Below are 23,887 nucleotides of genomic sequence, written 5' to 3'. Positions count from 1 at the left end.
CTCTTCCGCGCAGAAAGAGTGAGATTCAGACAAGAATCTACTGTCCACCGAATCGGTGGCGCTTGACCGGAATGTCGGAGATTGCTACATCTTGAGTGCTAATCGAATGATGAGGGCTCTCCGGGGGAAACCTTGGGGGGCTCTTTTCTTTTGTGCTGTTCTTTGTGCTCCTTTCTTGCCTCGTGTTGTTATTTCCCGCCGGGTTTAGTCGGCCCGGTCGGTGCCATTCTGCCAACGGCTGTACAGATCCCGCATCACTTCGGATGCATGGTCTTCCAGCCATTGACTGAATTCCGGGGTTGTCTTGGTCGACACCTGAATGCCGATCGTGCCACGTTTTCGAACCAATTCCGCGATCTGCCGTCCGTCATGATCCGTGATCAACGAATGTCCTCCGCGGTGGACATCGGTCACCGAGGACGGCGCGGGCTTGTCTTTTTGCTTCTTTGCGGCCGCCAAGGCCGTCAGAAATTTCTCGTCGCTGGGGGTAGCCTCGGGCAGGGCCGATAGTGCGATGTGCGTTACCTCGACCAACTGTTCAGCGGGCAGGGCAGAAGCCAGATCTGACCATTGGCGGCGGCCAACACCATGCGCCGGACCAATCAGTCGGATCACTTCTTCGGGCAGTTGGTCCAGCACCACCTTGTGGTTCGAAATCCCTTGCCGGGACAAACCAAGTGCATCCTGAATGACCTGAGGTTTGTAACCTTCGGCCTGCATGTCCCGGATAAACAACGCTTTTTCGATAAACGACGGGTCAAGCCGCAGGTTGTTTTCCTGGCCTTGCGCGATCAGCGAGGCCTCGTCGTCCAAGGTCCGCACAATCGCCTTGACCGGAACGCCAAGCTGCCGAATGGCGGCGAGCCTGCGTCTGCCATAGACGATCCGATAGCGGTCGGGCGCGCCGGACGGGCGCACAAGAATGGGTACCTGTTGCCCATGCTTCCGAATGCTTTCGGCCAGATCGGCGATGCCGTCATCATCCATGGCCAGACGGTCGCGCAGGCCGTCATGGTCAATGCGGTCCGGGTCAATATCGCGAATCGAATTGGCCGTAATCTCGCGCAGGCTGTCCCGCAGACCGCCAACAGAAGCCGTGTAAGAGCCACGTTTCGACAGGGCAGGGGAGTCCGCCTGATCCTTTGAGGGGGCGTCCGGAGGGGTAAAGATCTTGCGTGCCATCAGCGCCCCCAAGCTTGCTGGATCGTAAGCTCCAGTTCATCGGCAACGCTGTTCACGCTGGTCAGCGCCCGGTCCAGGGTCTTGCGGATGAATTGTCCGGGATCCACCTCATAGACCGTTTGCTGGGTCATGCCCGCGTCGCTGATGGCGGTGGATTTGAGCATGGGTTGCGTCAACACCTGATCCAGAAGGATCGACCGGAGGAACCCGGCCATCTGTGTCTGTGGCCCGTCCGAAGGTTCATAGCGTGTAATCAGGAACTTGACGAAATCCCAGTTGACCCGCCGGTCGATGGCCTCTTCGACCGCTTGAACGGTTTCGGAGGCCAGTTTGAGAAACTGGCTCATCGAGGCGATGTCCAACATGCCGGGGACCACCGTGACCAAAAGACCGGTAGACGCAGCAAGGGCCGTCAACGTCAAAAAACCCAACTGCGGAGGGCAATCCATCAGGACGATATCGTAGTCGTCAGCAACCTCTTCCAGGGCGAGTGTCAACCGCTCGGCAAAGATGGGCTGCACACGGTTAGCGAGAGCATTTGCGGTTTCAGTCTCGTATTCCGAGAGCATGAGACCCGCCGGCACCATGTCCAGCTTATGAAAATAGGTTTTCCGGATGACCGCCGAAAGGGGCATTTGGTCCTGATAGCGCAAGGCGTCGTAGATCGTTCCGCCCTCGGAAAACTCCAGCTCGGGTCGAAATCCGAAGAACGTCGTCAGACTGGCCTGCGGATCGAGATCCAGCACCAGCACCCGATAACCGCGCAAGGCATATCGCTGAGCAAGGTGGATCGTCGCCGTTGTCTTGGAACTGCCGCCCTTGAAGTTAACCACCGAGATAACCTGCAACCGGTCTCCGTCCCGTCGACCGGGGCGGTAAGTTTGGGCATTTTTCCCGGTTTTCCCAAGGATATCACGTAGTTGGTCAATCTCTTCCGCGGAATAGGACCGGTGCCCGCGGGCATCGGTCTGCACATCCGGAAAGCTGCCATCCTTGTGACGGTTGCGTAGGTTCGACGTGCTCACCCTCAAGAGTTCGGCCACCTCACCAGAGGAGAAACGGCGCAGGTGTTTGCGCGCATCCGGCTGGAAGGCGATTTTCATTTGCCGGTCCAATGATTCGGCAAGACTATCCGCAAAGGCACCGATATGTTCGGAGTTGACGCCCAGGGGTCTGACGTCGTTCAGCTCATTCATGCTCTGCCGCCTCTATGGGCCCTTGAGGGCTCTTTTGGGTTCTGACGGTCAATTGGCGGTATGCCGCGCTTCACCGTCAGAACGTGAAATGCCATGGAATCGCGATTCCGGCAACAGTTTTCTAAATATAGCGGAATACTTGCCCACAGGCACAGGTGGATAACCCGGCGCATCGGCACCTGTTCGAGCGGTTGTCAGGTGCCGCCCAGGTCGAACTCGGCCCGCAGGGTGCTTTCGTTTTCATTGAGCGTTGGGCCAAATGAAGCCGGGTGCGGGCGCTGACCGTCCAGTCTAAGGGGCAGGGCAGGGGGCAACATCTGGCGGGCGATTGCCCCGCCGCCCGCGCGCAATTCATCCCATGTCCGGACACGGGCGCACCAGACCCCGGCACGGCCCAGTTCCTCCTCCCAATCGGCGGCGGGCCTGTGGTGCAGGCGGTCAGCGATTCGCGCGCAGATTGCGTCACGGTCGCGGAACGGGTCGCGGGCGTCGGGGGCCAGACCCAACAGCGGCATGAGCCGTTCCAGCGGGGTCATCGCAAGGGCCAGATGCCCTGTCGCACAGGCATAAACGCCATAGGGGGCCGCAAGATAGCCATGTGCCGACCCTTGCGTCATGCGTTGCGGGGGCTGTTCGCCATTGCGCAGCCATGTTCCGAGAAATTCGAACTGGATGTCCATCAGGGCCTCAAGAAGCGAGGTTTGAACATGGGTCCCTTCGCCGGTGCGGGCCTGACGGAACAACGCCGCCAGCAAGCCCTGCGCCAGGCAGGCCCCCGCCGAGATATCCGCGACGGGCAGACCCACGGGCACGGGGCCGTCATCGGCATTGCCAGACAGCCACATCAGTCCGCTGCGTGCCTGCGCCAGCAGATCCTGCCCGGGCAGGTCCGCCCAGGGTCCGTCTTCGCCGTAGCCGCTGACGGACCCATAGATCAGGCCGGGACGCAGGGCGCGCGCGCGATCATAGTCCAATCCCAGACGTTCGATCACTCCGGGGCGGAAGTTCTGGATTACAATATCGGCCCGGGCCACAAGGCGCTTTGCATCCTCAAGGCCCTGGGGCGTCTTCAGGTCCAGAGCGATGCTTTCCTTGCCCCGGTTGATTGCGTGGAACAGGCTGGAATCGCCCTTGGTCCGAACCTCTGACACATAGTGGCGACGACATAGGTCGCCACCCTGCGGGTTTTCAATCTTGATGACGCGGGCACCAAGGTCCAGCAAACGGAGCGAGGCATAAGGCCCGGCAAGGAACTGGCTGAAATCGACAACGGTGATCCCGGCCAGGGGCGCGGTCATGAGGGCAACAGGCGATCGGTGTCGGCCCCAAGCCGCGGTGCGGCGGAAGGATTCCGCAGAATACGTCCGTCGACCCGGATCGGACAGCGCGTGGTGCTGGCGCTGTCGCCAGACGTGGTGCGGATGTCTTGCAGGGCATCCAGCGCGGCGAAACCCTCGGAAGCGACAAAACCGGGCCAGTCCATCACTGGGGCGCACCAGACCCCGGCCGGCTCCAGCCGATCCAGCCAATGCTGGACCGGTCGCGTGGCCAGTACCTTGGCAACCACGACCTTGATCTCATCCAGCCGCGCAAAAGCATCTTCCTGCGGGAACTCTGCGATCTGCGGCGCCTCCAGCAGGCCTGCGAGCTTGCCGAGTGGACACATGGCCACCGTCATCCAGCCGTCCGCAGCCTTGTACAGGCCGTAAGGCGCGGGCTGATACGGGTTTGCATTGCCCTGTGCGTGGCGGCGCGGCTGGCGATTGTCATCATTGAGAAAGCAGGTGAGCTGTTCAAAAGTCATATCGACCGCCGCAGACATCAGGTCGACCTCTACAAGGCCGCCTTTGCCGGTGACGCCGCGCCGGACGAGGCAGGCAAGAAGGCCCTGCACAAGATGCCCGGCGGTCGCCACATCCAGCATGGCAAATCCGGTGGGCACCGGACCGTCGCCATCGTTTCCGTTCAGCCACGCGATGCCCGACAAGGCCTGCACCAGCAGATCCTGACCCGGCTTGTCGCGCCAGGGGCCTTCGCCGCCATAGCCGGAAACGGCTCCGTAGATCAGACGCGGGTTCAGTTTGGACACGGTGTCATAACCCAACCCGATCCGTTCCATCACGCCGGGGCGGAAATTGTGGATCAGCACGTCTGCGGTTTCGATCAGGGCCTGCACGCGGGCAAGGTCTTGGGGCTGTTTCAGGTCGGCGGTGACGCTTTTCTTGCCGCGATTGAAGGTGTGAAACACAAGGCTGTCGCCATCCAGCCGCTGGTCGTTGACCACCATGGACCGGCACAGATCCCCCCCTTGGGGGCGTTCTATCTTGATGACTTCTGCGCCAAGATCACCAAGGCGCAACGCGGCCACAGGGCCGGCCAGAAACTGTGCGAAGTCAAGAACGCGGAGACCGGCAAGCGGCAGGGGAGGGGGGGCGATTGTCATGGGGGTCTTTCAGGTCAGGAAGAGAGAACCGGCCCGTGCGGGCTGTTCTCGGGGTTGAAACCAAGCGCGCGCGACAGGTCGAGCGCGGTGAGGCGGAGCGTGGCAAGCGTGTCTTCGGCGGTGGTGGCCTGCCCGAGTTGCTGGATGAAACCAGAGGTTATGGCGGCCACCACGCCGCGCGTGTCGAAGACGGGGGCGCAAAGGTTGCGGACCCCGGCGATCATGGTGCTGGGCGTGTCTTCGAACCCGGCATTGCGAATGCGCTCCAGACGTGCAGCAAGGGCGTCGCGCGCATTTTCTGGCTGTCGGGCGATGTGACGGGCCTGCGTGTCCTCGTCCGAAAAGGCCAGGATCACATGGCCTGAACTGGTCTGGCCGACCGGGAACAGCGCGCCGGTGCGTACCGCGTATCCTGCGGGCAGCGGACTTTGAACCGAGGTCAGAACCAGCACGTTGTCGCGGTTCAGCACCCCGAGGTGACAGGACTGGTTGGTGCGCGCCGCCACCCGTTCCAGCAAAGGCAATGCGGCGTGAATCAACCGCTCTGTCGGATCGTGACGGTGCGACAGTTCGAACAGCTTGAGCGTCAGGGCATAACGGCTGGTTCGCGGGTCCTGTTGCAGGTATCCGCGTTCCGCAAGGTAGATGACCACGCGATAAATCTCGCCCATGGTGCGGTTCAGCGCGTCGACGATCTCATTCATGGTAAGACCGGCGGGGGCGTCGGTCAGCAGTTCCAGCACGTCCAGCGCTTTTTCGACGGCGGGAACGGCGGATTTCTTTTTTTCTTCGGGTTTGCTCATGGTTCTTTCCCTGGCTGCATGGCGCGCAGTCTGGCCTGTTCCGCCTTGGCGAAACAGAGGGACATGAGTTCGTTTTCGTTGCGCAGCCCCTGTTCCAGCGTCAGATCCATCGCGCCGCGCACCGCGGCCTTGACGGCCTGCGTCGCGTGGGGGGCAAATCCGGCAATCTTCAGGGCGATTTCGCGGGCTTTGGTCAGCTCCTCGCCACGATCGACTAGATATTCGACCATGCCTATGCGCGCCGCATCTTCGGCGGTGAACCGATCACCGGTCAGAAGGTAACGCAGGGCCTGCCCGTGTCCGCACAGGCGGGTCATCTGCTGCGCGGCGCCGCCCGCTCCGTTCCAGCCCAGTTGCACCTCGGGTGCGGCAAAGACGGCGCTGGGGGCTACCACGCGCAGGTCGCAGGCCAGCGCGATTTCCAATCCTCCGCCAAGCGCCCAGCCCTTGACCGCGGCAATGGCCGGTTTGCGCAGGGCAAGGATCGGCGGAATATAGTCGTAGCGATTGCGCCACGCCCAGAAATCTTCGTAACCGTCCAGCGCCTTGACGTCCGATCCGGCACAAAAGGCGCGTTCTCCGGCACCGTGAAAGATCACCACGTTGACCGCGGCGGTTTCGTTGGCCTCGGCGCAGGCCGCGCCGATCTGGCGATACATTTGCGGTGTCAGCGCGTTGTGTTTCGCGGGGCGATCAAGGACGATCTCGGCCAGCGGGCCATTGATGTCGAGGCGCACGGCGCCGTCGGTGTCTTGGGTCATCTGTATCTCAGTCGAATTGAAGGTTGGGCAGCCAGAGCGACAGCGCCGGCACATAGGTCAGCAGGATCAGCATCCCGAAGAGCACCGCGTAAAAGGGCAGGGAGGCGCGGATAAAGCGGCCGATCGGGGTGCCGGTGATCAGGCAGGTGGTGAACATCAACGTCCCCAAGGGCGGCGTCACCCCGGCGATGGTCAGGTTGAACACCATGACGATGCCGAAATGCACCGGATCCACACCCAGTTTGGTCACCACGGGCACAAGGATCGGCGTCAAAAGGATCAGCGCGGCCGAGCCTTCGATGAACATGCCTGCAAGGATCAGCAGCAGGTTGATGATCAACAACAAGGCCAGCGGGTTGTCCGTCAGGGACAACATGACATCGGCGACCTGTGCGGGGATACGCTCCCACGTCATGTAAAACCCAAAGGCATTGGCGGCGCAGATCACCAGAAGGATCACGGCAGTCGCCTGCATCGTCTGTTCCAGAATCGGGGCGACATGGGTCAATTTCAGGTCGCCATGAATGATGCCGACGATGATGGCAAACAGCACCGCCATCGCGCCTGCTTCGGTCGGGGTGAAAAAGCCCAGACGGATGCCAAGGACGATCCCCACGGGCACCAGCAGCGCAAGGAAGGCCCCCCGCAGCGCCACGGCTCGTCCGGCCCAGGGCATCGGCCGGTCAAAGGCGGGTTGAAGGCCCAGTTGGCGTGACCGGATTGCGACGGCACCCATCATCGCGGCGCATATCACCACCCCTGGCACGATCCCCGCAAGAAACAGCCGCCCGATGGAAACATCGCCCATGAACCCGTAAAGGATCAGACCGATCCCCGGCGGAATGATGACAGAGATAATCGAGGAAGAGGCGGTGACCGCGCTTGAAAAAGCCAGATCATAGCCGCGCCGGGTCATTTCGGGCACCAACACCTTGGATTGCATTGCCGCATCCGCATTGGCCGAACCCGAAACTCCGCCCATCAGCGTGGACAGCAATACGTTGACCTGTGCCAGCCCGCCTTTCCAGTGCCCCGTCAGGGCTTCGGCAAAACTCATCATGCGACGGGTGATCCCGGCATAGTTCATCACGACTCCGGTCATGACGAACAGGGGCACGGCCAGAAGCGGAAAGCTGTGGGTCACCGCGACCATGCGCTGCACGAATATTTCGGGCGGCATCGCGCCGGACAGCAGGAAGAAGGACAACGCCGCCATGCCGATGCTCATGGCGACAGGAATTCCGATGGCAATGCCGAACAGCAGGATCAGGACCGGGGCAAGACTCATAGCATGTCCTCGGCGGCGGACGGTCGACGCCCGGTCACAAGATGCACTGTCTGGCTGATCGCCATGCCCGCAAAGCCGATGACCGTGGCGAGGTAGACCCAGGAAAACGGAATATCCAGAACCGGAGAAGGGCGGCTGGCGCCTTTCTGCATCATCAGAACGCTCAACCAGGTGACGTAGATCAGGAAAGCCAGAACCAGAAGGTCGGCAAGGATCCTTACGGCGCGGCGCGCGGCAGACGGCAAAAGATCGACAAGCAAGGTGACGCGGATGTGCCGCCCTTCCCGATGCGCGGTCATGGCCCCGATGTAGACCACCCAGGTGAACAGGATCCCCGACAGTTCGGTGGTCCAGACCGCGGGTTTTTCAGTGCCATAGCGCGTCAGCACGCCCCAGAGGACAGAGCCGGTCAGCACCGCCAGCGCGGTAAAGGACACCAACCGTTCGGCGCGAAATGTCCATGTGGCAACAGCGTTCATGTCAGGGTCTCCCGTCCGACCGGGCGCAAGAGCGCGCCCGGTCGGAAGTGGCTTAGTTGTCGAGGATGGCGCGGACGCGGTCGTACAGACCTTCGGACCAGTCGGGGAACTTGGTGTAGACCCCGGCGGTGGCCGCCTGAAAGGCCGCGATGTCCACATCACGGTTGAAGGTCACGCCTTCGGCCTCCAGTTTTGCGATCCATTCCTCTTCGGAATTCAGCATCAGGTCGGTCATGAAAACGCCCGCTGCGATGGCTTCTTCGCTCAGTGCCTGCTGCACGTCCTCGGGCAGAGATGCATAGAGTTCGGCGCTCATCATCAGGCCGGTGAAGCCCTTGAAATGCCCGGTCAACGAGATGGTTTTCTTGGTTTCGTGCAGCTTGGCGCCATAGATCGAGGGCAGGGGGGCCTCGGCCCCGTCGACCACACCGGAGGACAGCGCGGAATAGACTTCGCCCCAGGCCACCTGCGTGGGACGCGCACCCATCGCATCAAAGGTTTCGACCCACATGATGTTGGGCGGTGTGCGGAAGGTCATGCCCTTGGTGTCGGCGGGGCTGGAAATCGCCTTGTCCGCCAGCATGTGGCGCGATCCAAACAGCCAGTTCAGCGACAAAAGCTCGATCCCGGCCTCGGCGCGCAAACGGTCCTTGAGGTCGGCATACAGGTCGCTTTCCACGATCTTGGCGAAATCGCGCGGGTCGTCCATCAGGTAGGGGCCACCCAAGACGCCGAAATCGGCCACGAAGTCAGACAAATAGCCGGGATCTGAAATCGAGATCACCGGCGCCCCCGCCCGGATCTGTTCAAAGACTTCGGGGTTCGATCCTAGCTGCGCATTGGGAAAGATCGGGATGTCCACGGCACCGTCCGTGCGGGTCGCGACGGCCTCGGCAAAGCGCTCCATGGCCTGCTGGATCGGTTCCTTGTCGGACGTCACATGTGCAAGGCGAAACGTGAAATCCGCTGCATGGGCGGTCAGCGGCGCCAGCGCCAGCACGGCGGCCGCCATCATTCGGCCGCAGGGGCCGGTTCGAAAGCTCATCATGGTCTCCTCCATCAATCTGGTCGCCGGGACTCGCAGTGGTCGCCGGGGCCTGCATTCGGGATAACAGGTCATTTGCAAGAGTCAAAGTAATTTTGATACTTGCAAACAGGCCGACGCACAGGCAGGTTGCTTGCCAATCGAAAGAATCGGGAGGGCGCCGAATGAAGCTGACGGGCATGACCTGGGACCATCCACGCGGCTATGATCCCGTGGTGGCCGCCTCGCGGGCTTATGCCGCCCGGACGGGGATCGAGATCACCTGGGACAAACGTTCGCTTCAGGCCTTTGCCGATGCGCCTATTGTCGAATTGGCCGAGAGGTATGACTTCATCGTGCTGGATCACCCGCATGTGGGCCAGATCGCGGAAACCGGCGCGTTGCTTCCGCTGCCCGGACCTGCGGATGCCACGGCCTCACTGGGCGGATCGGCTGAAAGCTATCTTTGGCAGGGGAGATGCTGGGCCTATGCTCTGGACGCGGCCTGCCAGATGGCGGCCCACCGGCCTGATATGGGCTTGCCGCTGCCCCGGTTCTGGGAGGATTTCCTTGATCCCGGTGCCCGCCGGTTCCGCGCCCTGACGCCGCTTTTGCCGGTGGATGCCTTTGACATGCTGATGACCTTGGTTGCGGGCCGCGGCGAAGTTTCGATGCCGCGCGACGGTCGCCATTTCGTCTCGCCCGAAAACGGCAGATACGCGCTGAGAATTCTGCGCGCATTGTATGACCTTGGCCCGGACGAACAGGTCGAGATGAACCCGATCCAGGTCCTTGAGGCGCTGACCACAAGTGACGATTTTGCCTGTTCACCCTGCCTGTTTGGCTATGTGAATTACGCCCGGCCCGGCTTTCGGCCCCACCCCGTCACCTATTTCGATCTTCCCTTGTGCGCGGGTGCCTCCCTGCCGCGCGCAATCCTCGGGGGGGCGGGCATCGGGGTGTCGGCCCGCACCCGCGCCCCCGAGGAGGCCGTCCGCTTTGCGCAATGGATCGCATCGGAACCGGTTCAGTCCGGCATCTATCTGGAAAACAACGGACAGCCCGCGCATCGCGATACCTGGTTGGCGCAGGGTAAAGATCCGGCTGTCTCGGGCTTTTTCAAAGGTGGGTTCCACACCATCGACAACGCCTGGACCCGTCCGCGAGCACCGTGGTTTCTGGGCTTCGTTGACGAGGTCTGCGCCATCATGCCGGAGTTTTTCCGCAAGCAGATCCCCGAGGATCTGTTCCTCGCCCGGATCGACTCGCTTTACCAACATCACTTGCAGGAGGCCTGAGCCATGCCCGTTGCCGTTATCACCGGGGGAAACAAGGGGCTTGGCCTTGCCCAGACCCGCCGTTTTGTCGAGGCCGGTTTTCAGGTCTTTGTCGTTGCCCGCACCGTTGGCGAAACCGCTCTGGTCGAAGGGGCAGAGTTCGTTGAATGCGATTTGGGCGCAGATCGACAGGCCCACTGGGTGGATGATCTGCATGGGCGCGTTGGCCCGATCGCGGCCTTGGTCAACAACGCGGGCGTCCACCTGAAAAAACCGGTCTGGGAGGTCGCACCGGACGAGCTGGACCGGGTGCTGGACATCAATGTGCGGGCCATGTTCGCCGCCTGCGGCCGCTATGTTGAATTGCACCGCGAAACCGGAGGGGCCGTGGTCAACATTGCTTCGATGGGCGGGATCATGGCGCTGCCTTCGGCGGCGGCCTATGTCACCGCCAAGACAGCGGTCGTTGGCTTGACCCGCTCGGTGGCTGTGGACGCTGCTCCCTTTGGTATCCGCTGCAACGCCGTGTCTCCCGGTTTCATCGACACAGACATGACGCGCGCGATCCTCGCCAAGGATCCGGCCCGGCGCGACAAGATCGAGGGACGTATCCCCTCTCATGCTTTTGGCACGCCGCAGGATGTGGCCGATGCCGTGTTTTACCTCGCCTCTGACCGCGCCGCCTACGTCAATGGCGTCAACCTGCCTGTCGATGGCGGTTACGCGGTGGGGTTCTGAAAGGATGGCCATGCTTCAGACCAAATTGACCGCCGCCCAAACCGTCGAGGCCCAGCCCCAAGAGCCCGGTCCGATCCCCGCAGGTCACGCCCGTCTGCGCCTTGCGGTGGCAAGCCTCTGCGGGACGGACCTGCATTATTTCGCGCATTTCGCCAATGCCGGATTCCAGTTGCGCAATGCCGTGACGCTTGGCCACGAGGCCTGCGCCTGGGTCGAGGATCCAAACGGTTCTGACCTGCGCAAGGGCCAGTTGGTGGCGTTGAATCCGATCATGAATTGCGGGACATGTCCGGCATGCCTGCGGGGCGAGGAAAACTTATGCACCGCCAAGAAGTTCCCCGGCTCGGCCACCACTGTACCGCATCTGGACGGCTTCTTTCGCGAGGTGATCGATCATCCCGCACGCTGTTGCCGCCCGGTGTCCGACGGGGTTGATCCCCGGCATCTGACCTTTGCCGAACCGCTGGCCTGCGCGCTGCATTCCCTGAACAAAGGGGGCGTTGCAGCGGGCCAAAAAGTGTTGGTGACGGGCTGCGGACCTATGGGGTTGCTGGCAATCGCCGGGGCGGCGGCGCGAGGGGCCCATGTGACGGCGCTTGATTTGCGGCCCGGGGCCGTCGACGTCGCGCTGCGGGCGGGGGCCGAAACCGGCCTGATCGGTGGCCAGTTCGATGAGACAGAGATCGAGCGGCAGTTCGACGTGGTGATCGAAGCCTCGGGTGCGATCCCTGCGTTCAACACGGCGCTCAAGGCGGTTCGGGCGGGTGGACGCGTTTCGATCCTGTCCAACATCCAGATGCGCGACGCGAAAGTGATGTTGCACCTTGTCATGTTGAAGGAAATCGAGGTCGTCGGGTCTTTCCAGTTCAATCGCGAATTCGAAGAGGCGGTGCAGTTGGTCGAAGAAGGGGCGATCAACTTTGACGCGCTGACGGCTGCCACCTATCCGCTGGATCAGGCGGGCGAGGCTCTGGCGGTGATGGCTGCGGGCGGTGCCTTTGGTAAAATCCTGTTGCTTGGGAGGTCAGTATAGTCTGACGAAAAGATAAGGTTCGCCCGGTAGATTGACAGATTGGGCGCAATTCGCCATCACGGCGCTTGAATTTGGTCCTACCAAAAGAATCTGCGCTGACCGCGCCGGGGAGGAAAAATGGAAACCTACGATCACATCGTTGTCGGCGGCGGGTCCGCCGGCGCGGTTGCCGCTGCGCGCCTGGTAGAAGGCGGGGCGCGGGTGCTTGTGCTGGAGGGCGGGCACCACCATCGGCACCCGCTGCTGGACATGCCCCCGGGGGTGTTCAAGTTGCTCAAGAACGGATCGAAGTTCTTTCAAACGCATGTCTCGACCCCGCAGCCCCAGCTGGACGGTCGCCGGACGGAAATCCCGCAGGGCAATGTTCTGGGCGGCGGGTCCACGGTGAACGGGCAGGCCTATGTGCGCGGGCGTCCGCAGGATTATGACAGCTGGCACGAGGTGCTGCGGGGCGACAACGACGGGGTCAGCTGGGCGTGGCGCGACGTGCTTCCGCATTTCAAAAGGCTGGAAGGCAATCGCAAGTTCAACGACGACTTGCATGGCAGTGACGGGCGGCTTGTTGTCTCGGACCCCGGTCACATCGATGACATGGCGCGGTGGTTCGTGCAGTCCGTTCAGGCGCAGGGCGAGCCGTTCAATCCCGATTTCAACGGGCATAGCCAGCGTGGTGTCGGATACTTCCAGTTCACTTACAATCAGGGTCAGCGGGTATCGGCGGCCTATGCCTTTCTTGATCCGCTCAAGGGCAATCCGAACCTGACAATCCGCCTGCAAGCGCGGGTGCGCCGCGTTGTGATTGAAAATGGGCGTGCGGTTGGCGTCATCTGGCGCGACGCAAAGGGTGTCGATCACGAAGTCCGCACAGAGGGCGAGATTCTGTTGTCCGCCGGGGCGCTGATCACGCCAAAACTGTTGATGTTGTCCGGCTTGGGGCCGGCGGATCATTTGCGCGATCACGGGATAACGGTGCAGGCCGATTTGCCCGGGGTGGGACAGAACCTTCAGGATCACCCGGATGTGTCCATCGTTGCGCGGGCCAATGGCCCCTATGGGTATTTCGGTCAGGATCGCGGCTGGAACATGCTGCGCAACGGGCTGGAGTTCAAACTTTTCGGGCGGGGCCGGATCACCACGACGGGGCTGGAAGCTGCCTGTTTCGTCAACCCGACCGATCCGGACGCGCTGCCAACGCATGAGGCCTATTGCATCCCGGTGATGTATCTGAACCCCGAGCAGGCCAAGACGATCCGCGAAAGCCATGGCGTTTCAATCCAGATGGTGCTGCTGAAACCGCGGTCGACGGGAACGGTACGCCTTTCCTCGGCTGATCCCGATGCCATGCCCGAGGTCAACCCGAACTTCCTGTCCGATCCGCAGGACATGGCCGAGATGGTCAAAGGGCTGCGGTACTTCCGCCAGACGATGCAGACGGCACCGCTGGCCGACCGGGTGCAAGAGGTGGTTGCGCCGACCGACTGGTCCGACGCCGCGCTGGAGCAGCATTGCCGCAAGGTGGTCAAAACCAACTTTCACCCGGCGGGCACCGCCAAAATGGGCGCCGATGGCGATCCGATGGCGGTTCTGGACGCGCGGATGCGGGTGCGCGGGGTCAGCGGCCTGCGGGTTTGCGACATGTCCGCGGTTCCAGACATCCCCGCCGGCAACACCAACGCGCCGGCAATGGTCCTGGGTGACCGTTGCGCCGCGATGGTGGAAGGGCAGTTGTAGCTTGAGCAGTCCAAAACAAAAGAATCATCTGATGATGAAAGAAAAATCATCGGTCAATCTTGACAACTAGGTAAGTAATCTGCCGAATGCGCCTAATTTGGTACGACCAAAAACAACCGAGGATCCCATGCCTGACCTCTCTCGCCTGATGCGCGAAAAGAACATCATCTTCGTCACACTGGCGTTGTGCCTTGTTTTCTATCTCGTCAGCCCGCGCTTTCTGAGCCTTGACAACATGTCCGCGATTTCGCGGCAGATCGTGCCGATCGGGCTGATTGCCTTGGGCCAGTTCTTTGTTGTCATCTCTGGCAACATCGACCTTTCGATGGGCATGGGGTCGGTGCTGTTCGCGATTGTCTTGGGGGTCTTCTTTGGCCTGACCGGCGGCGTGGCGCTGGGGATTGTCGCCGTCATCGTGGGGTCTTTGGCGCTTGGGTTCTTCAACGGGGTGCTGGTGGCCAAGCTGAAGCTGCCAGCCTTTATCGTTACCCTGTCGATGCTGTTTTGCGCACAGGGCCTGTCGGGTCTCATCATCCCGCGCGGCCAGCAGATCTTCCTGATGGGCGGCTTTTTCCGCTTTGTCGGTGCCGAGACCTTCCTCGGACTCTACTGGTCCTTCCTGTTTCTCGTTGCACTCTTTGTTGTGGCATGGGTGGTCTACAACCACACCAGCTGGGGCGCGGCGGTGATTGCCGTCGGCAATTCGGAAGAAAACGCCCGGCTGGCGGGCGTGAACGTCGACCGGGTCAAGATCGGCGTCTTCATGTTCTCGGCGCTGTGCAGCGGGTTCGCCGGCATCATGCTGTCGTCGCGGATGGGCTTTGTGCAACCGGGGCTGGATGGCAACGGTCTGCTGCTGGACGGGATCGCGGCGATCATCATCGGCGGCACGCTGATCCTTGGCGGTCGCGGCACCATCGGCGGCGCTTTCTGGGGGCTGCTGTTCATCGGAATCATCAACAACGCCCTGAACCTGCTGAACGTCGAAGACGTCTGGCACCAGGTGTTCAAGGGCGCGGTGATCCTGGCGGCTCTGGGGGCCAACTGGCTGCTCTGGCAGTCCCGCCAGGTCGAGGCGCACTGACGCGCCGCAAGGAATTCAACACGGAGGAGACTACAATGACATTCAAGACAGGACTTCTGGCTGCAACGGCATTGGCGACGCTTGGTGTGCCGGCCTTTGCCGCGGATGACACGTTGGACATCGTGTTCATCAACGACGGGCATGTTGCCCCCTATCACGTCGCCTGGCTTTCGGGTTTCGAGGACGCGATCAAAGCCTATGACGAGGCATTTGATGACGTAAAGATCACCGGTCGCTGGCTGTCGGCAGAAGGTTCGCTGGAAAAGATGATCCAGCAGACCGAGGTGACGATCAACGAAAAGCCCGACGTGATGTTCGTGAACGCCATCAACGTCGATGCTTTTGAGCCTCTGGTCGCCAAGGCGCAGGCGGCAGGCATCACATGGATCGCGGTGCATTCGCCGATGGATAGCGCCGACTACAGCTTTACCCTTGGCGACGTGGTGAACGGCACCAATCAAGGGTTGGCGATCTGTGCGCTTTCGGGGGGCGACCCCTACAAGGTGGCGATCATGCTGGGTCAGGCGGGCAACCCCTCGGGAGAGGCGCGCCGCGCGGGTATCCTCAAGGGGATCGGCGCTTGTGACAATGTCGAAGTGGTCGCCGAACAACCCGCCGACTGGGACACCGTCAAGGCGCAATCCATCGCCGAGAACTGGCTGACCCAGTTCGAGGATCTGGACGCGATTTCCGGCGTGACTGACGCCTATATGTATCCGTCGATTGCCATCGCCATGAACAGCGGCAAGGATCTGGATTTCTTTGGCTATGACGGTGACATCCCGATCCTGCAACAGCTTGAGGCCGGTACGGTCAAGGCGGACATCCTTCTGTCCGGCACGCGCGAAGGATGGAATTTTGTCCAGATGGCCTATCGCATTCACAAGGGTGAAACGCCGGACAAGGTCTATGACTTCTTCACGCCGCTGGTGATGACCAAGGAAAACCACGAACTGGCCCTGTCCAATGGGTTCCCCGAGGACGTTCAGGTTTACTACGTGGATCAGGCCCTGGACGTGGCGGCCAAGGGCTATCTCGAATTCGGCCCTGAATCGGTCAAGTAACCCAAGACCGTGGCGGCGCGCCGGGCGTGCCGCCACCTCCTTCAGATCCCGGAAACACAGCCATGACCACCACCACGGCCGCCGCGCCGCCGCGCGCGCGAAAGGCGATGGACAGCCTGACGCAGCGCTATCTTGTCCTGATCGGGCTGATCGTGATCGCCTCGGTCGGGTTCAGCATCGCCAACGACAATTTCTATTCGCTTGCCAATATCGGCATCCTGTTGCGGTCCATCGCCGTGCTGTTTCTGCTGTCGATGGGTATGACCTTTATCATGCTGACCGGCGGCATCGACCTCAGCGTCGGATCCAATGTCGCCTTTGCGGGCGGGGTAGGGGTCATTGCGCTCACCGCCACGGGCAGCGCGCCGCTGGGGTTCATTGCCGCGATCGGCGCGGGCATGGCCGTCGGCGCAATCAACGGCGTGTTCATCGGGCGGCTGCGCCTGTCCGCTTTCATGGTCACGCTGGCGACCTTTGCGCTCGCCCGGGGGTTGGCGCTGGTGATTTACGATGCGAATTCGATCAACGTGTCGAACGCCACCTTTCTTTGGCTGGGCGGAATGAGCTGGGGCAACATGCCCGTGGTCATCCCCTTCGTCGCTCTGGTCTTTGCGGCGCTGTCGGTCCTGTTGTACCGTTCGACCTTCGGGCGTGACCTCTATGCCGCCGGGTCGAACCTCAACACGGCCTTTGTGCTGGGCCGACGGCCCGAACGCACGCTGGTCTGGGTCTATGTCTTGTCCGGCGCACTTGCCGGTTTGTCCGCCATCATCACCGTGGGGCGGGTGTCCTCGGGACAGCCATGGGCCGGGCTTTACCTAGAGTTCGACGCCATTACCGCGGTGATCCTTGGCGGCACCTCGCTGTTTGGCGGGCGCGGGCGTTTGCTGGGCACCATCCTTGGCGTGCTGCTTTATGGCATCATCATCAACGGGCTGGTTCTGACCGGCACCAATCCCTACCTGCAAAGCCTCATCAAGGGCCTGATCCTGTTGGGCGTGGTGCTGCTGGATACGCTTGTTCAGCGGAGGCAGGCACAATGACACGACAACTGGACATGCTGGCCATCGGCAAGAGCTTTTTCTCGAACCGTGCGCTGGACAATGTGAATTTCACCTGCACCGCGGGCGAGGTTCATGCGTTGGTCGGTTTGAATGGCGCGGGGAAATCCACGCTGATGAAAATCCTCGGAGGCGTCTATCAGAGGGACGAGGGCGAAATCCGCATCGACGGCGCGCCGGTCGAGATTCAGGCACCCGCCGATGCGGGCCGGTTGGGGATCGCCATGATCCACCAGGAACTGTCTCTGATCGGAGAGCTGACGGTCGCCGCAAATATCTTTCTGGGCAAGGAGATCCGGCGCAAGGGCACTCCGTTCCTCGATAAGGCCGAGATGGCCCGCCAAGTGCGGGCGCAACTGGACCGTTTCGGCCTGAAGCTCGACCCGAACAGGCCGGTGCGCGAACTGAACTCAGGCGAAAAGCAGATCGTCGAGATCATCCGCGCGCTGATGTCCGATGCCTGGCTGATCGTCATGGATGAACCGACCTCGGCCTTGTCGGAAGAGGACAAGGAGATGTTGTTCGGCTTTATCCGGCGGATGAAGGCCGAAGGCATCGCGATCATCTATATTTCGCACCACATGCCCGAGATCTTTGGCATCGCCGAAGAGGTCACTGTGATGCGCGATGGTCTGATCGTCCTGTCCGAAAGAACGGCGGAAACCACCGAGGATCACGTGATCCAGTCGATGACCGGGGCCGAACTGGATCATTTTGTAAAACCGCACAAGCAGATCACCGGCGAGGTGATCCTGTCGGTCGACAGTCTCAGCAGTCCGGGCTGTTACGAGGGGGTGACGCTGGATGTTCACGCCGGGGAAATCGTCGTTCTGACCGGGTTGCGCGGTTGTGGCGCGCCGGAACTGGCCAAGGCGATCTTTGGACTGGATGCCGGGTATTCCGGTCAGGTGCGCTATCTCGACCGGGTGCTGAAACCGGGGCGCGGACCGGCAATCGCGGTGCGCGAAGGCATGGGCCTTGTCACCGAGAACAGGGACAAGAACGGCATCCTGCCGCCGCTGTCCGTCCGGGATAACATCGCCCTGCCTTTTCTTGAAAAATCCGTGCGTGGTGGCCTGATCGACGGGTCCCGGATCGACGGCATCGTGGCGAAGGCGATCCGCGACACCTCGACCAAGACCGCGTCCCCCGAACAGGAAATCCGGTTCCTCTCCGGTGGCAACAAGCAAAAGATCTGTTTCTCGCGCTGGCTGGACGAAGATCTGAAACTGTTGATCCTGCTCGAGCCGACGCGAGGCATCGACGTGCACGCCAAGGCGGATATCTACCGGATCATCGAGGATCTGGCAGAGCGCGGCGTCGCGATCCTGATCCTTTCTTACGAGATCGACGAAGTCATCATGCTGGGGGATCGGGTGCTGACCATGTACCAGGGCCAGATGGTGCGTGACTACGTCTATCCGCAATTCGACAAGGACCGGATGCTGGCCGATATGGCCGGGGCCGGTCACGCGACCTGAGGGAAAAGCCGTGTTCTACAAAAGCTTCATCGACAACGAATGGGTCGAGGCGTCCAATGGTGCCCGGCTGAAAGTGACGAACCCGGCCACCGGCGAGGTCTGGGCCGAGGTGCCCGCCTGTACCGGGGCCGAAGTGGCACGGGCGCTGGAAACTTCGGCCCGCGCGCAGAAAGCCTGGCAGATGCTGCCACCGGTGGAACGGGCCGCTTACCTGTATCGCATTGCCGAAGGGATCGAACGCGAACGCGCCCTGTTCGAAGATCTGCTGGTCAAGGAGCAGGGCAAGCCGCGCGCCGAGGCCGCAGGCGAAGTCACCGATACGATCCGCTACATGACCTATTCGGCCGAGGCAGCGCGTCGGCTGCGCGGGGACATCCTGCCTTCGGACAACCCGCGTGAGCAGCTGTTCATCTACAAGGTGCCCTATGGTGTCACACTGGGTCTGTGCGCCTACAACTATCCGCTGGCCCTGATCGGACGGAAGGTCGGGCCGGCGCTGGTGACGGGCAACACGATGATCATCAAGCCGCATGAGGCCACGCCGGTCACGGCATCGGTCTTTTGCCGCATCGTGGAAGAGGCGGGCGTGCCCGCCGGGGTGATCAACATGGTCACCGGGACTGGCGTCGAGGTTGGCGCGCCCTTGGTCGAAAGCCCGACCGTGCGGATGATCACCCTGACCGGGTCGATCCGGGCAGGGCAGGCGATTGCCCGTGCCTCGGCGCAGAACATCACCGCGCTGTCACTGGAACTTGGCGGCTCTGCGCCTTTCATCGTGTTGAAAGATGCGGATTTGGACAAGGCCGCGGCGGCCTGCGCGACGGCACGGTTCGCCAATGCCGGGCAGGTCTGCATCTGTTCCGAGTCGGTCTTGGTGGAAGAGGCTGTGGCCGATGCCTTTACCGAGAAACTGCTAGAACACGCGGGCCGGGTAAAGCTGGGCGACCCTGCGGTCAACGGCGGCATGGGGCCGATCACCACGGCGGATGCCTTGGCGCGTGTCGAACGGATCGTGGCCGATTCCGTTGCGGGCGGCGCAACGGTGGCGCTTGGCGGCAAACGCCCCGAGGGCATGGGCGGTGGAAACTGGTACGAACCCACGGTGCTGACCGGGGCCACGCCCGACACGGCGGCAGTGCGCGAAGAGATCTTTGGCCCGGTTTTGCCAGTCGTTCGCGTCAGGGACTACGAAGAGGCGCTGAGCATCGCCAATGCCCGCCCGGACGGTTTGTCAGCCTATTTGTGGACGCAGAACCCCGGTGTCTACATGGATGCGATCCAGCGGCTTGAAACCGGGACGATCTTTCTCAACTCCGGGATCACCGGGCTGGTTCAGGGGTATCACAACGGTCACAAACTGTCGGGTCTCGGGGGCGAAGACGGGATGCACGGGATCGAAGGGTATCTTCAGAAGCGGACGGTCTATCAGGCTTACTGATCTGTCACATGTCGCCGAAGGTTGCCCGAACCTGCGCCCATGCCTTGGACAGGTGGTCGCGCAGGCGGGCCTCGGCGGAGTCCGGATCGCGCATGAGGATGGCTTCGAAGATCGCGGTATGCGCATCGAAATTGGCCTTGTTGCGGTCTTGCAGTCGCGGCATCCGTGACCATTGTGGCGCCAGCCAGGTCGTATAGGCGCGATGGATCGCGGGCAGGACCGGGTTCTTGGGGATTTCGTACAGCACGGCGTGAAAGGCATTGTCGGTGCGGTAGAATTCTTCGCTGTCTTCGATCGCGGCGCCATTGGCCTCCAGCGCGGCTTTCAGTTCGACGATGTCTTCGCGGTTGGCTTCTTTGGCGGCGTGACGAACCAGCGCGGCTTCTATCATGATGCGGGTGTCAAAGAGGTTCCGCACACCGCCCGGTTCGGACAGCAGATGGGCAACGATACTGCCGACAGCATCAAAGGCGGCATCCACCCCGGGTTTGCGCACAACTGGCCTGTGACGGGGCAGGGCCTCGATCAGCCCGCGCGAGGAAAGTGTGCGCACGGCTTCGCGGACCACGGTCCGAGAGATGCCGTATTGCTCCATCAGGTCGCGCTCTGGCGGGAGGGGCTGGCCGTCGCGCAAGGCACCGGTGCGGATTCGTTCGGCGATGCTTTGAACCACGTGGTCCGCCGCCCGTCCTGCATCATCCTGTTGCGCCATTCTGTCGTTCCTTGTCCGTCCACCGGAGATACCTAATTGGACCAGCGGGGTTCGAGAAGTCAATTTCCTCTATTTGGTCGTACCAAAAATGGCGATTTTGGCGAAAATCCCTTGACATGCCAGTGGTATCAGCGCCAGTTTGCCCAAATATGGTACGATCATAATTCAAAGAGGGGCCGCCATGACTGATCCTGACCAGGCTTTTGCCATTGCGGAGGTAAAGGTGCGCCTGTTCGATGTGCCACTTGCCGAGGTGCTGAGCGACGCCAAACACGGGGATCACACGCATTTCGAGCTCGTGACCGCGACGGTGACACTGGCAGATGGCAGCACGGGCACCGGGTACACCTACACCGGCGGCAAGGGTGGCCGCGCGATTGTGGCCATGATTCAGCATGATCTGGCACCGTTCCTGATGGGCAAATCCGCGCGCGACGTCGAATCCCTGTACGATGCGATGCAATGGCACGTGCATTACGTAGCCCGCGGCGGCATCGCCTCCTTCGCGATCTCGGCCGTGGATATTGCCCTTTGGGACCTGCGCGGCAAACGTCAGGGTCAGCCGCTTTGGCAGATGGCGGGCGGCGCGGGCAACCGGTGCAAGGCTTATGCCGGCGGGATCGACCTGAATTTTCCGCTGCCCAAGTTGCTGGGCAGCATTCAGGGCTATCTTGACCGGGGGTTCAACGCGGTCAAGATCAAGGTCGGCCAGCCGACCCTTGCCGAGGACGTGGCCCGGGTAAAGGCGGTGCGCGAATTGATCGGGCCCGACGCGACCTTCATGGTCGATGCAAATTACTCGATGGACGAGACGCAGGCGATCGACGCTGCCCGTGCCTTTGCGCCCTATGGGATCACATGGTTCGAGGAACCGATCATTCCCGACAACTACAAGGGATATGGCCGCATCGCCGAAGCGACGGGGATGCCGCTTGCGATGGGTGAGAACCTGCACACGATCCACGAGTTCGAATATGCCGTCGCGGATGCGCGGCTAAGCTATCTGCAACCGGATGCGTCCAACTGTGGTGGCATCACCGGGTGGTTGCAGGTGGCGGCGCTTGGCCGCGCGCATGGCATTCCGGTGTGCAGTCACGGGATGCAGGAACTGCACGTCAGCCTTGTGTCGGCGCAGGGAGACGGTTGGATCGAGGTCCATTCCTTCCCCATCGACGCCTATACCACCCGCCCCCTCGTGGTCGAGGATCACATGGCCGTTGCGCCGGATACCCCGGGCACCGGGGTGATCTTTGACTGGGATAAATTGCAAGCAGCGCATGAGGACATGCACGGATGACCAGAATCGACGCCGCCTTTTATCGCGGAAACCGCAGCTTTGTTGTGGAACAGGCCGAGGCCCCGCCGCCTAGCCGGGGTGAGGTGCAGTTGCGTATTGCCTACTGCGGGATCTGCGGCACCGACATGCACGTCTTTCATGGCAATATGGACGCGCGCGTCGGGCTGAACCGGATTGTCGGGCACGAAATGTCCGCCGTGGTCGAAGCGGTGGGCGAAGGCGTGACCAATGTCACGCCGGGGCAGAATGTGGTGGTGCGCCCGCTGGATCCCTGCGGTGAATGCCCGGCCTGCCAGCGCGGACATTCCCACATCTGTCACAACCAAAAGTTCCTTGGCCTTGATACCGATGGTGCCATGCAGGAATTGTGGAATGCGCCTGCGCATACGCTGCATGTCCTGCCTGAAGGGATGCGGCTGGATCATGCCGCGCTGATCGAGCCGGTGGCCGTGGCCTGCCATGACGTGCGCATGGCCGGGGTGCAGACGGGTGAGGACGTGGTTGTAATCGGCGGCGGCCCGATTGGTGTGCTGGTGGCCATGGTCGCACGCGAGGCGGGCGGAAACGTTGTCTTGTCCGAGGTCAATGAAACCCGGTTGGAGATCGCGCGCCAACTGGGCTTTGACACGGTGAACCCGGCCAAGGAGGACCTCAAGTCGGTGATCGATGCGCGCACCGGCACCAAGGGGGCCGACGTGGTGTTCGAAGTCTCAGGCTCGCAGCCGGGTGTCGATGCCATGACCGCAGTTGCGGCAACGCGCGCGCGGATCGTCATGGTGGCGATCCATGCAAAGAAACCGCAGGTCGATATGTTCCAGTTCTTCTGGCGCGAACTGAAGCTGATCGGCGCCCGGGTCTACGAACCCGAGGACTACGACAAGGCGATTGCGCTGGTGGCCGAGGGCAAAATCGCATCGGACACGATCATCACCGATGTCAGCCCGCTGCGTGACATTCAGCAGGCGTTTGAGGCGCTTGATGCCAGCCCGACCGCCCTCAAGAGCCTCATCAAGGTAGGAGAGCCCGCATGACCGTCCTTCAAAGCTTTGACCTGAGCGGCAAGACCGCCATCGTCACCGGTGCCAAACGGGGCATCGGGCGTGGCATGGCCGAGGCGCTGGCGCAGGCGGGCGCCGATATTGTCGGTGTCAGCGCCTCGCTTGCACCGGGGTCCGAGGTTGAACAGGCGGTCACGGCTCTGGGCCGCAAGTTCACCCCTTATCAATGCGATTTCTCGGATCGCGCCGCGGTGACAGCACTTGCCGGGCAGTTGGAGGCTGACGGCGTTCAGGCCGACATCCTGATCAACAACGCGGGCACGATCCGTCGCAAACCGGCGACCGAGCATCCGGACGACTGGTGGGATGAGGTGATCGAGGTGAACCTGTCCGCGCAATTCGTGCTGAGCCGGGAGATCGGGCGCGGCATGGTTGAACGCGGCCGGGGCAAGATCATCTTTACTGCTTCGCTGCTGACCTTTCAGGGCGGGATCACGGTGCCGGGTTATGCGGCCTCGAAAGGCGGTATCGGACAGCTGACCAAGGCGCTGGCCAATGAATGGGCGGGCAAGGGTGTGAACGTGAACGCCATCGCCCCGGGCTATATCGCCACCGATAACACTCAGGCCCTGCAAGATGATCCGGATCGGTCCGAGGCGATCCTTGCGCGGATTCCGCAGGGCCGTTGGGGCAAGCCCCAGGATTTCGCGGGCCCTGCGGTTTTCCTTGCCTCGGCTGCGTCCGACTATGTGAACGGCGAGGTTCTGGTGGTGGATGGCGGCTGGATGGGGCGCTGA

Annotated in this window: 22 protein-coding genes; 12 read left to right on the top strand and 10 right to left on the bottom strand. The window is 61.9% G+C overall.

Features of this window, described 5'->3' with window-relative positions; genetic code table 11:
* Window positions 1-204: 204 nt before the first annotated feature.
* The 9 genes from repB to KJP30_RS16580 all read right to left on the bottom strand — a co-directional run bounded on the left by repB (window position 205) and on the right by KJP30_RS16580 (window position 9,197).
* Entirely contained in the window at window positions 205-1,182 is a 978-nt protein-coding gene (gene repB, locus KJP30_RS16620; protein ID WP_224874699.1) for a plasmid partitioning protein RepB, read from the bottom strand.
* A complete protein-coding gene (repA, locus tag KJP30_RS16615; RefSeq protein WP_218450461.1) occupies window positions 1,182-2,378 on the bottom strand; it encodes a plasmid partitioning protein RepA in 1,197 nt (398 codons plus the stop codon). The genes repB and repA overlap by 1 nt, the downstream gene beginning before the upstream one ends.
* Window positions 2,379-2,572: 194 nt before the next feature.
* Window positions 2,573-3,676 carry a CaiB/BaiF CoA transferase family protein gene (locus KJP30_RS16610; protein ID WP_218450460.1) on the bottom strand — a complete coding sequence of 368 codons (1,104 nt, stop codon included), beginning with the start codon at window positions 3,674-3,676 and terminating at the stop codon, window positions 2,573-2,575.
* A complete protein-coding gene (locus KJP30_RS16605) occupies window positions 3,673-4,821 on the bottom strand; it encodes a CaiB/BaiF CoA transferase family protein (protein WP_218450459.1) in 1,149 nt (382 codons plus the stop codon). The genes KJP30_RS16610 and KJP30_RS16605 overlap by 4 nt, the downstream gene beginning before the upstream one ends.
* A gap of 14 nt (window positions 4,822-4,835) precedes the next feature.
* Window positions 4,836-5,624 carry an IclR family transcriptional regulator gene (locus tag KJP30_RS16600; protein ID WP_218450458.1) on the bottom strand — a complete coding sequence of 263 codons (789 nt, stop codon included), beginning with the start codon at window positions 5,622-5,624 and terminating at the stop codon, window positions 4,836-4,838.
* Window positions 5,621-6,385 carry an enoyl-CoA hydratase/isomerase family protein gene (locus tag KJP30_RS16595; protein WP_218450457.1) on the bottom strand — a complete coding sequence of 255 codons (765 nt, stop codon included), beginning with the start codon at window positions 6,383-6,385 and terminating at the stop codon, window positions 5,621-5,623. Before KJP30_RS16595 ends, KJP30_RS16600 begins: the two co-directional genes overlap by 4 nt.
* Window positions 6,386-6,392: 7 nt before the next feature.
* Entirely contained in the window at window positions 6,393-7,673 is a 1,281-nt protein-coding gene (locus KJP30_RS16590) for a TRAP transporter large permease (RefSeq protein WP_218450456.1), read from the bottom strand.
* A complete protein-coding gene (locus KJP30_RS16585; protein ID WP_218450455.1) occupies window positions 7,670-8,152 on the bottom strand; it encodes a TRAP transporter small permease in 483 nt (160 codons plus the stop codon). The genes KJP30_RS16590 and KJP30_RS16585 overlap by 4 nt, the downstream gene beginning before the upstream one ends.
* Before the next feature lie 52 nt (window positions 8,153-8,204).
* Window positions 8,205-9,197: a C4-dicarboxylate TRAP transporter substrate-binding protein gene (locus KJP30_RS16580; RefSeq protein WP_218450454.1), complete on the bottom strand. Its 993-nt coding sequence runs from the start codon at window positions 9,195-9,197 to the stop codon at window positions 8,205-8,207.
* A gap of 164 nt (window positions 9,198-9,361) precedes the next feature.
* Here KJP30_RS16580 and KJP30_RS16575 point away from each other — a divergent pair, with 164 nt between their 5' ends.
* The 9 genes from KJP30_RS16575 to KJP30_RS16535 all read left to right on the top strand — a co-directional run bounded on the left by KJP30_RS16575 (window position 9,362) and on the right by KJP30_RS16535 (window position 20,083).
* Window positions 9,362-10,474 (top strand): type 2 periplasmic-binding domain-containing protein, encoded by a 1,113-nt coding sequence (locus KJP30_RS16575; protein ID WP_218450453.1) that lies wholly within the window; start codon window positions 9,362-9,364, stop codon window positions 10,472-10,474.
* 3 nt (window positions 10,475-10,477) lie between these two features.
* Window positions 10,478-11,191, top strand: coding sequence for an SDR family NAD(P)-dependent oxidoreductase (locus KJP30_RS16570; RefSeq protein WP_218450452.1), 714 nt, complete (start codon window positions 10,478-10,480; stop codon window positions 11,189-11,191).
* 10 nt (window positions 11,192-11,201) lie between these two features.
* Window positions 11,202-12,224, top strand: coding sequence for a zinc-binding dehydrogenase (locus tag KJP30_RS16565; RefSeq protein ID WP_218450451.1), 1,023 nt, complete (start codon window positions 11,202-11,204; stop codon window positions 12,222-12,224).
* Between the two features lie 117 nt (window positions 12,225-12,341).
* The gene (locus KJP30_RS16560) at window positions 12,342-13,955 is read left to right on the top strand and encodes a GMC family oxidoreductase (RefSeq protein ID WP_218450450.1); all 1,614 of its coding nucleotides are present in this window, start codon (window positions 12,342-12,344) and stop codon (window positions 13,953-13,955) included.
* A gap of 127 nt (window positions 13,956-14,082) precedes the next feature.
* Window positions 14,083-15,039, top strand: a complete 957-nt coding sequence (locus KJP30_RS16555; RefSeq protein WP_218450449.1) for an ABC transporter permease — start codon at window positions 14,083-14,085, stop codon at window positions 15,037-15,039.
* 35 nt (window positions 15,040-15,074) lie between these two features.
* Window positions 15,075-16,103 carry a sugar ABC transporter substrate-binding protein gene (locus KJP30_RS16550; RefSeq protein WP_218450448.1) on the top strand — a complete coding sequence of 343 codons (1,029 nt, stop codon included), beginning with the start codon at window positions 15,075-15,077 and terminating at the stop codon, window positions 16,101-16,103.
* Window positions 16,104-16,165: 62 nt separating this feature from the next.
* Window positions 16,166-17,146, top strand: coding sequence for an ABC transporter permease (locus KJP30_RS16545; RefSeq protein WP_218450447.1), 981 nt, complete (start codon window positions 16,166-16,168; stop codon window positions 17,144-17,146).
* Entirely contained in the window at window positions 17,143-18,645 is a 1,503-nt protein-coding gene (locus KJP30_RS16540) for a sugar ABC transporter ATP-binding protein (protein ID WP_218450446.1), read from the top strand. Before KJP30_RS16545 ends, KJP30_RS16540 begins: the two co-directional genes overlap by 4 nt.
* Window positions 18,646-18,655: 10 nt before the next feature.
* The gene (locus tag KJP30_RS16535) at window positions 18,656-20,083 is read left to right on the top strand and encodes an aldehyde dehydrogenase family protein (RefSeq protein WP_218450445.1); all 1,428 of its coding nucleotides are present in this window, start codon (window positions 18,656-18,658) and stop codon (window positions 20,081-20,083) included.
* A 4-nt stretch (window positions 20,084-20,087) separates the two neighbouring features.
* Here the strand turns inward: KJP30_RS16535 and KJP30_RS16530 are convergent, their stop codons facing one another.
* A complete protein-coding gene (locus tag KJP30_RS16530; protein ID WP_218450444.1) occupies window positions 20,088-20,795 on the bottom strand; it encodes a FadR/GntR family transcriptional regulator in 708 nt (235 codons plus the stop codon).
* A 181-nt stretch (window positions 20,796-20,976) separates the two neighbouring features.
* Between KJP30_RS16530 and KJP30_RS16525 the strand changes: the two genes are divergently transcribed.
* From KJP30_RS16525 to KJP30_RS16515, 3 genes are read left to right on the top strand one after another with little or no spacing between them, the layout of a single operon-like run.
* Window positions 20,977-22,092: a mandelate racemase/muconate lactonizing enzyme family protein gene (locus KJP30_RS16525; RefSeq protein ID WP_218450443.1), complete on the top strand. Its 1,116-nt coding sequence runs from the start codon at window positions 20,977-20,979 to the stop codon at window positions 22,090-22,092.
* On the top strand, window positions 22,089-23,123 hold the full coding sequence (locus KJP30_RS16520) for a zinc-dependent alcohol dehydrogenase (RefSeq protein WP_218450442.1): 1,035 nt from the start codon (window positions 22,089-22,091) through the stop codon (window positions 23,121-23,123). Before KJP30_RS16525 ends, KJP30_RS16520 begins: the two co-directional genes overlap by 4 nt.
* Window positions 23,120-23,887, top strand: coding sequence for an SDR family oxidoreductase (locus KJP30_RS16515; RefSeq protein ID WP_218450441.1), 768 nt, complete (start codon window positions 23,120-23,122; stop codon window positions 23,885-23,887). Before KJP30_RS16520 ends, KJP30_RS16515 begins: the two co-directional genes overlap by 4 nt.

This window comes from Antarctobacter sediminis (assembly GCF_019218285.1).
Lineage (GTDB): Bacteria > Pseudomonadota > Alphaproteobacteria > Rhodobacterales > Rhodobacteraceae > Antarctobacter > Antarctobacter sediminis.
This window is presented reverse-complemented; position numbering and strand designations above follow the sequence as displayed.

Bases quoted from the DNA above. Each gene is read 5' to 3' on its own strand.
- repB (WP_224874699.1), bottom strand. From the start codon at position 1,182: ATGGCACGCAAGATCTTTACCCCTCCGGACGCCCCCTCAAAGGATCAG.
- KJP30_RS16595 (WP_218450457.1), bottom strand. From the start codon at position 6,385: ATGACCCAAGACACCGACGGCGCCGTGCGCCTCGACATCAATGGCCCG.
- KJP30_RS16545 (WP_218450447.1), top strand. From the start codon at position 16,166: ATGACCACCACCACGGCCGCCGCGCCGCCGCGCGCGCGAAAGGCGATG.
- KJP30_RS16565 (WP_218450451.1), top strand. From the start codon at position 11,202: ATGCTTCAGACCAAATTGACCGCCGCCCAAACCGTCGAGGCCCAGCCC.
- KJP30_RS16570 (WP_218450452.1), top strand. From the start codon at position 10,478: ATGCCCGTTGCCGTTATCACCGGGGGAAACAAGGGGCTTGGCCTTGCC.
- KJP30_RS16555 (WP_218450449.1), top strand. From the start codon at position 14,083: ATGCCTGACCTCTCTCGCCTGATGCGCGAAAAGAACATCATCTTCGTC.
- repA (WP_218450461.1), bottom strand. From the start codon at position 2,378: ATGAATGAGCTGAACGACGTCAGACCCCTGGGCGTCAACTCCGAACAT.
- KJP30_RS16580 (WP_218450454.1), bottom strand. From the start codon at position 9,197: ATGAGCTTTCGAACCGGCCCCTGCGGCCGAATGATGGCGGCCGCCGTG.
- KJP30_RS16550 (WP_218450448.1), top strand. From the start codon at position 15,075: ATGACATTCAAGACAGGACTTCTGGCTGCAACGGCATTGGCGACGCTT.
- KJP30_RS16520 (WP_218450442.1), top strand. From the start codon at position 22,089: ATGACCAGAATCGACGCCGCCTTTTATCGCGGAAACCGCAGCTTTGTT.
- KJP30_RS16610 (WP_218450460.1), bottom strand. From the start codon at position 3,676: ATGACCGCGCCCCTGGCCGGGATCACCGTTGTCGATTTCAGCCAGTTC.
- KJP30_RS16540 (WP_218450446.1), top strand. From the start codon at position 17,143: ATGACACGACAACTGGACATGCTGGCCATCGGCAAGAGCTTTTTCTCG.
- KJP30_RS16560 (WP_218450450.1), top strand. From the start codon at position 12,342: ATGGAAACCTACGATCACATCGTTGTCGGCGGCGGGTCCGCCGGCGCG.
- KJP30_RS16515 (WP_218450441.1), top strand. From the start codon at position 23,120: ATGACCGTCCTTCAAAGCTTTGACCTGAGCGGCAAGACCGCCATCGTC.
- KJP30_RS16585 (WP_218450455.1), bottom strand. From the start codon at position 8,152: ATGAACGCTGTTGCCACATGGACATTTCGCGCCGAACGGTTGGTGTCC.
- KJP30_RS16575 (WP_218450453.1), top strand. From the start codon at position 9,362: ATGAAGCTGACGGGCATGACCTGGGACCATCCACGCGGCTATGATCCC.
- KJP30_RS16530 (WP_218450444.1), bottom strand. From the start codon at position 20,795: ATGGCGCAACAGGATGATGCAGGACGGGCGGCGGACCACGTGGTTCAA.
- KJP30_RS16525 (WP_218450443.1), top strand. From the start codon at position 20,977: ATGACTGATCCTGACCAGGCTTTTGCCATTGCGGAGGTAAAGGTGCGC.
- KJP30_RS16605 (WP_218450459.1), bottom strand. From the start codon at position 4,821: ATGACAATCGCCCCCCCTCCCCTGCCGCTTGCCGGTCTCCGCGTTCTT.
- KJP30_RS16600 (WP_218450458.1), bottom strand. From the start codon at position 5,624: ATGAGCAAACCCGAAGAAAAAAAGAAATCCGCCGTTCCCGCCGTCGAA.
- KJP30_RS16590 (WP_218450456.1), bottom strand. From the start codon at position 7,673: ATGAGTCTTGCCCCGGTCCTGATCCTGCTGTTCGGCATTGCCATCGGA.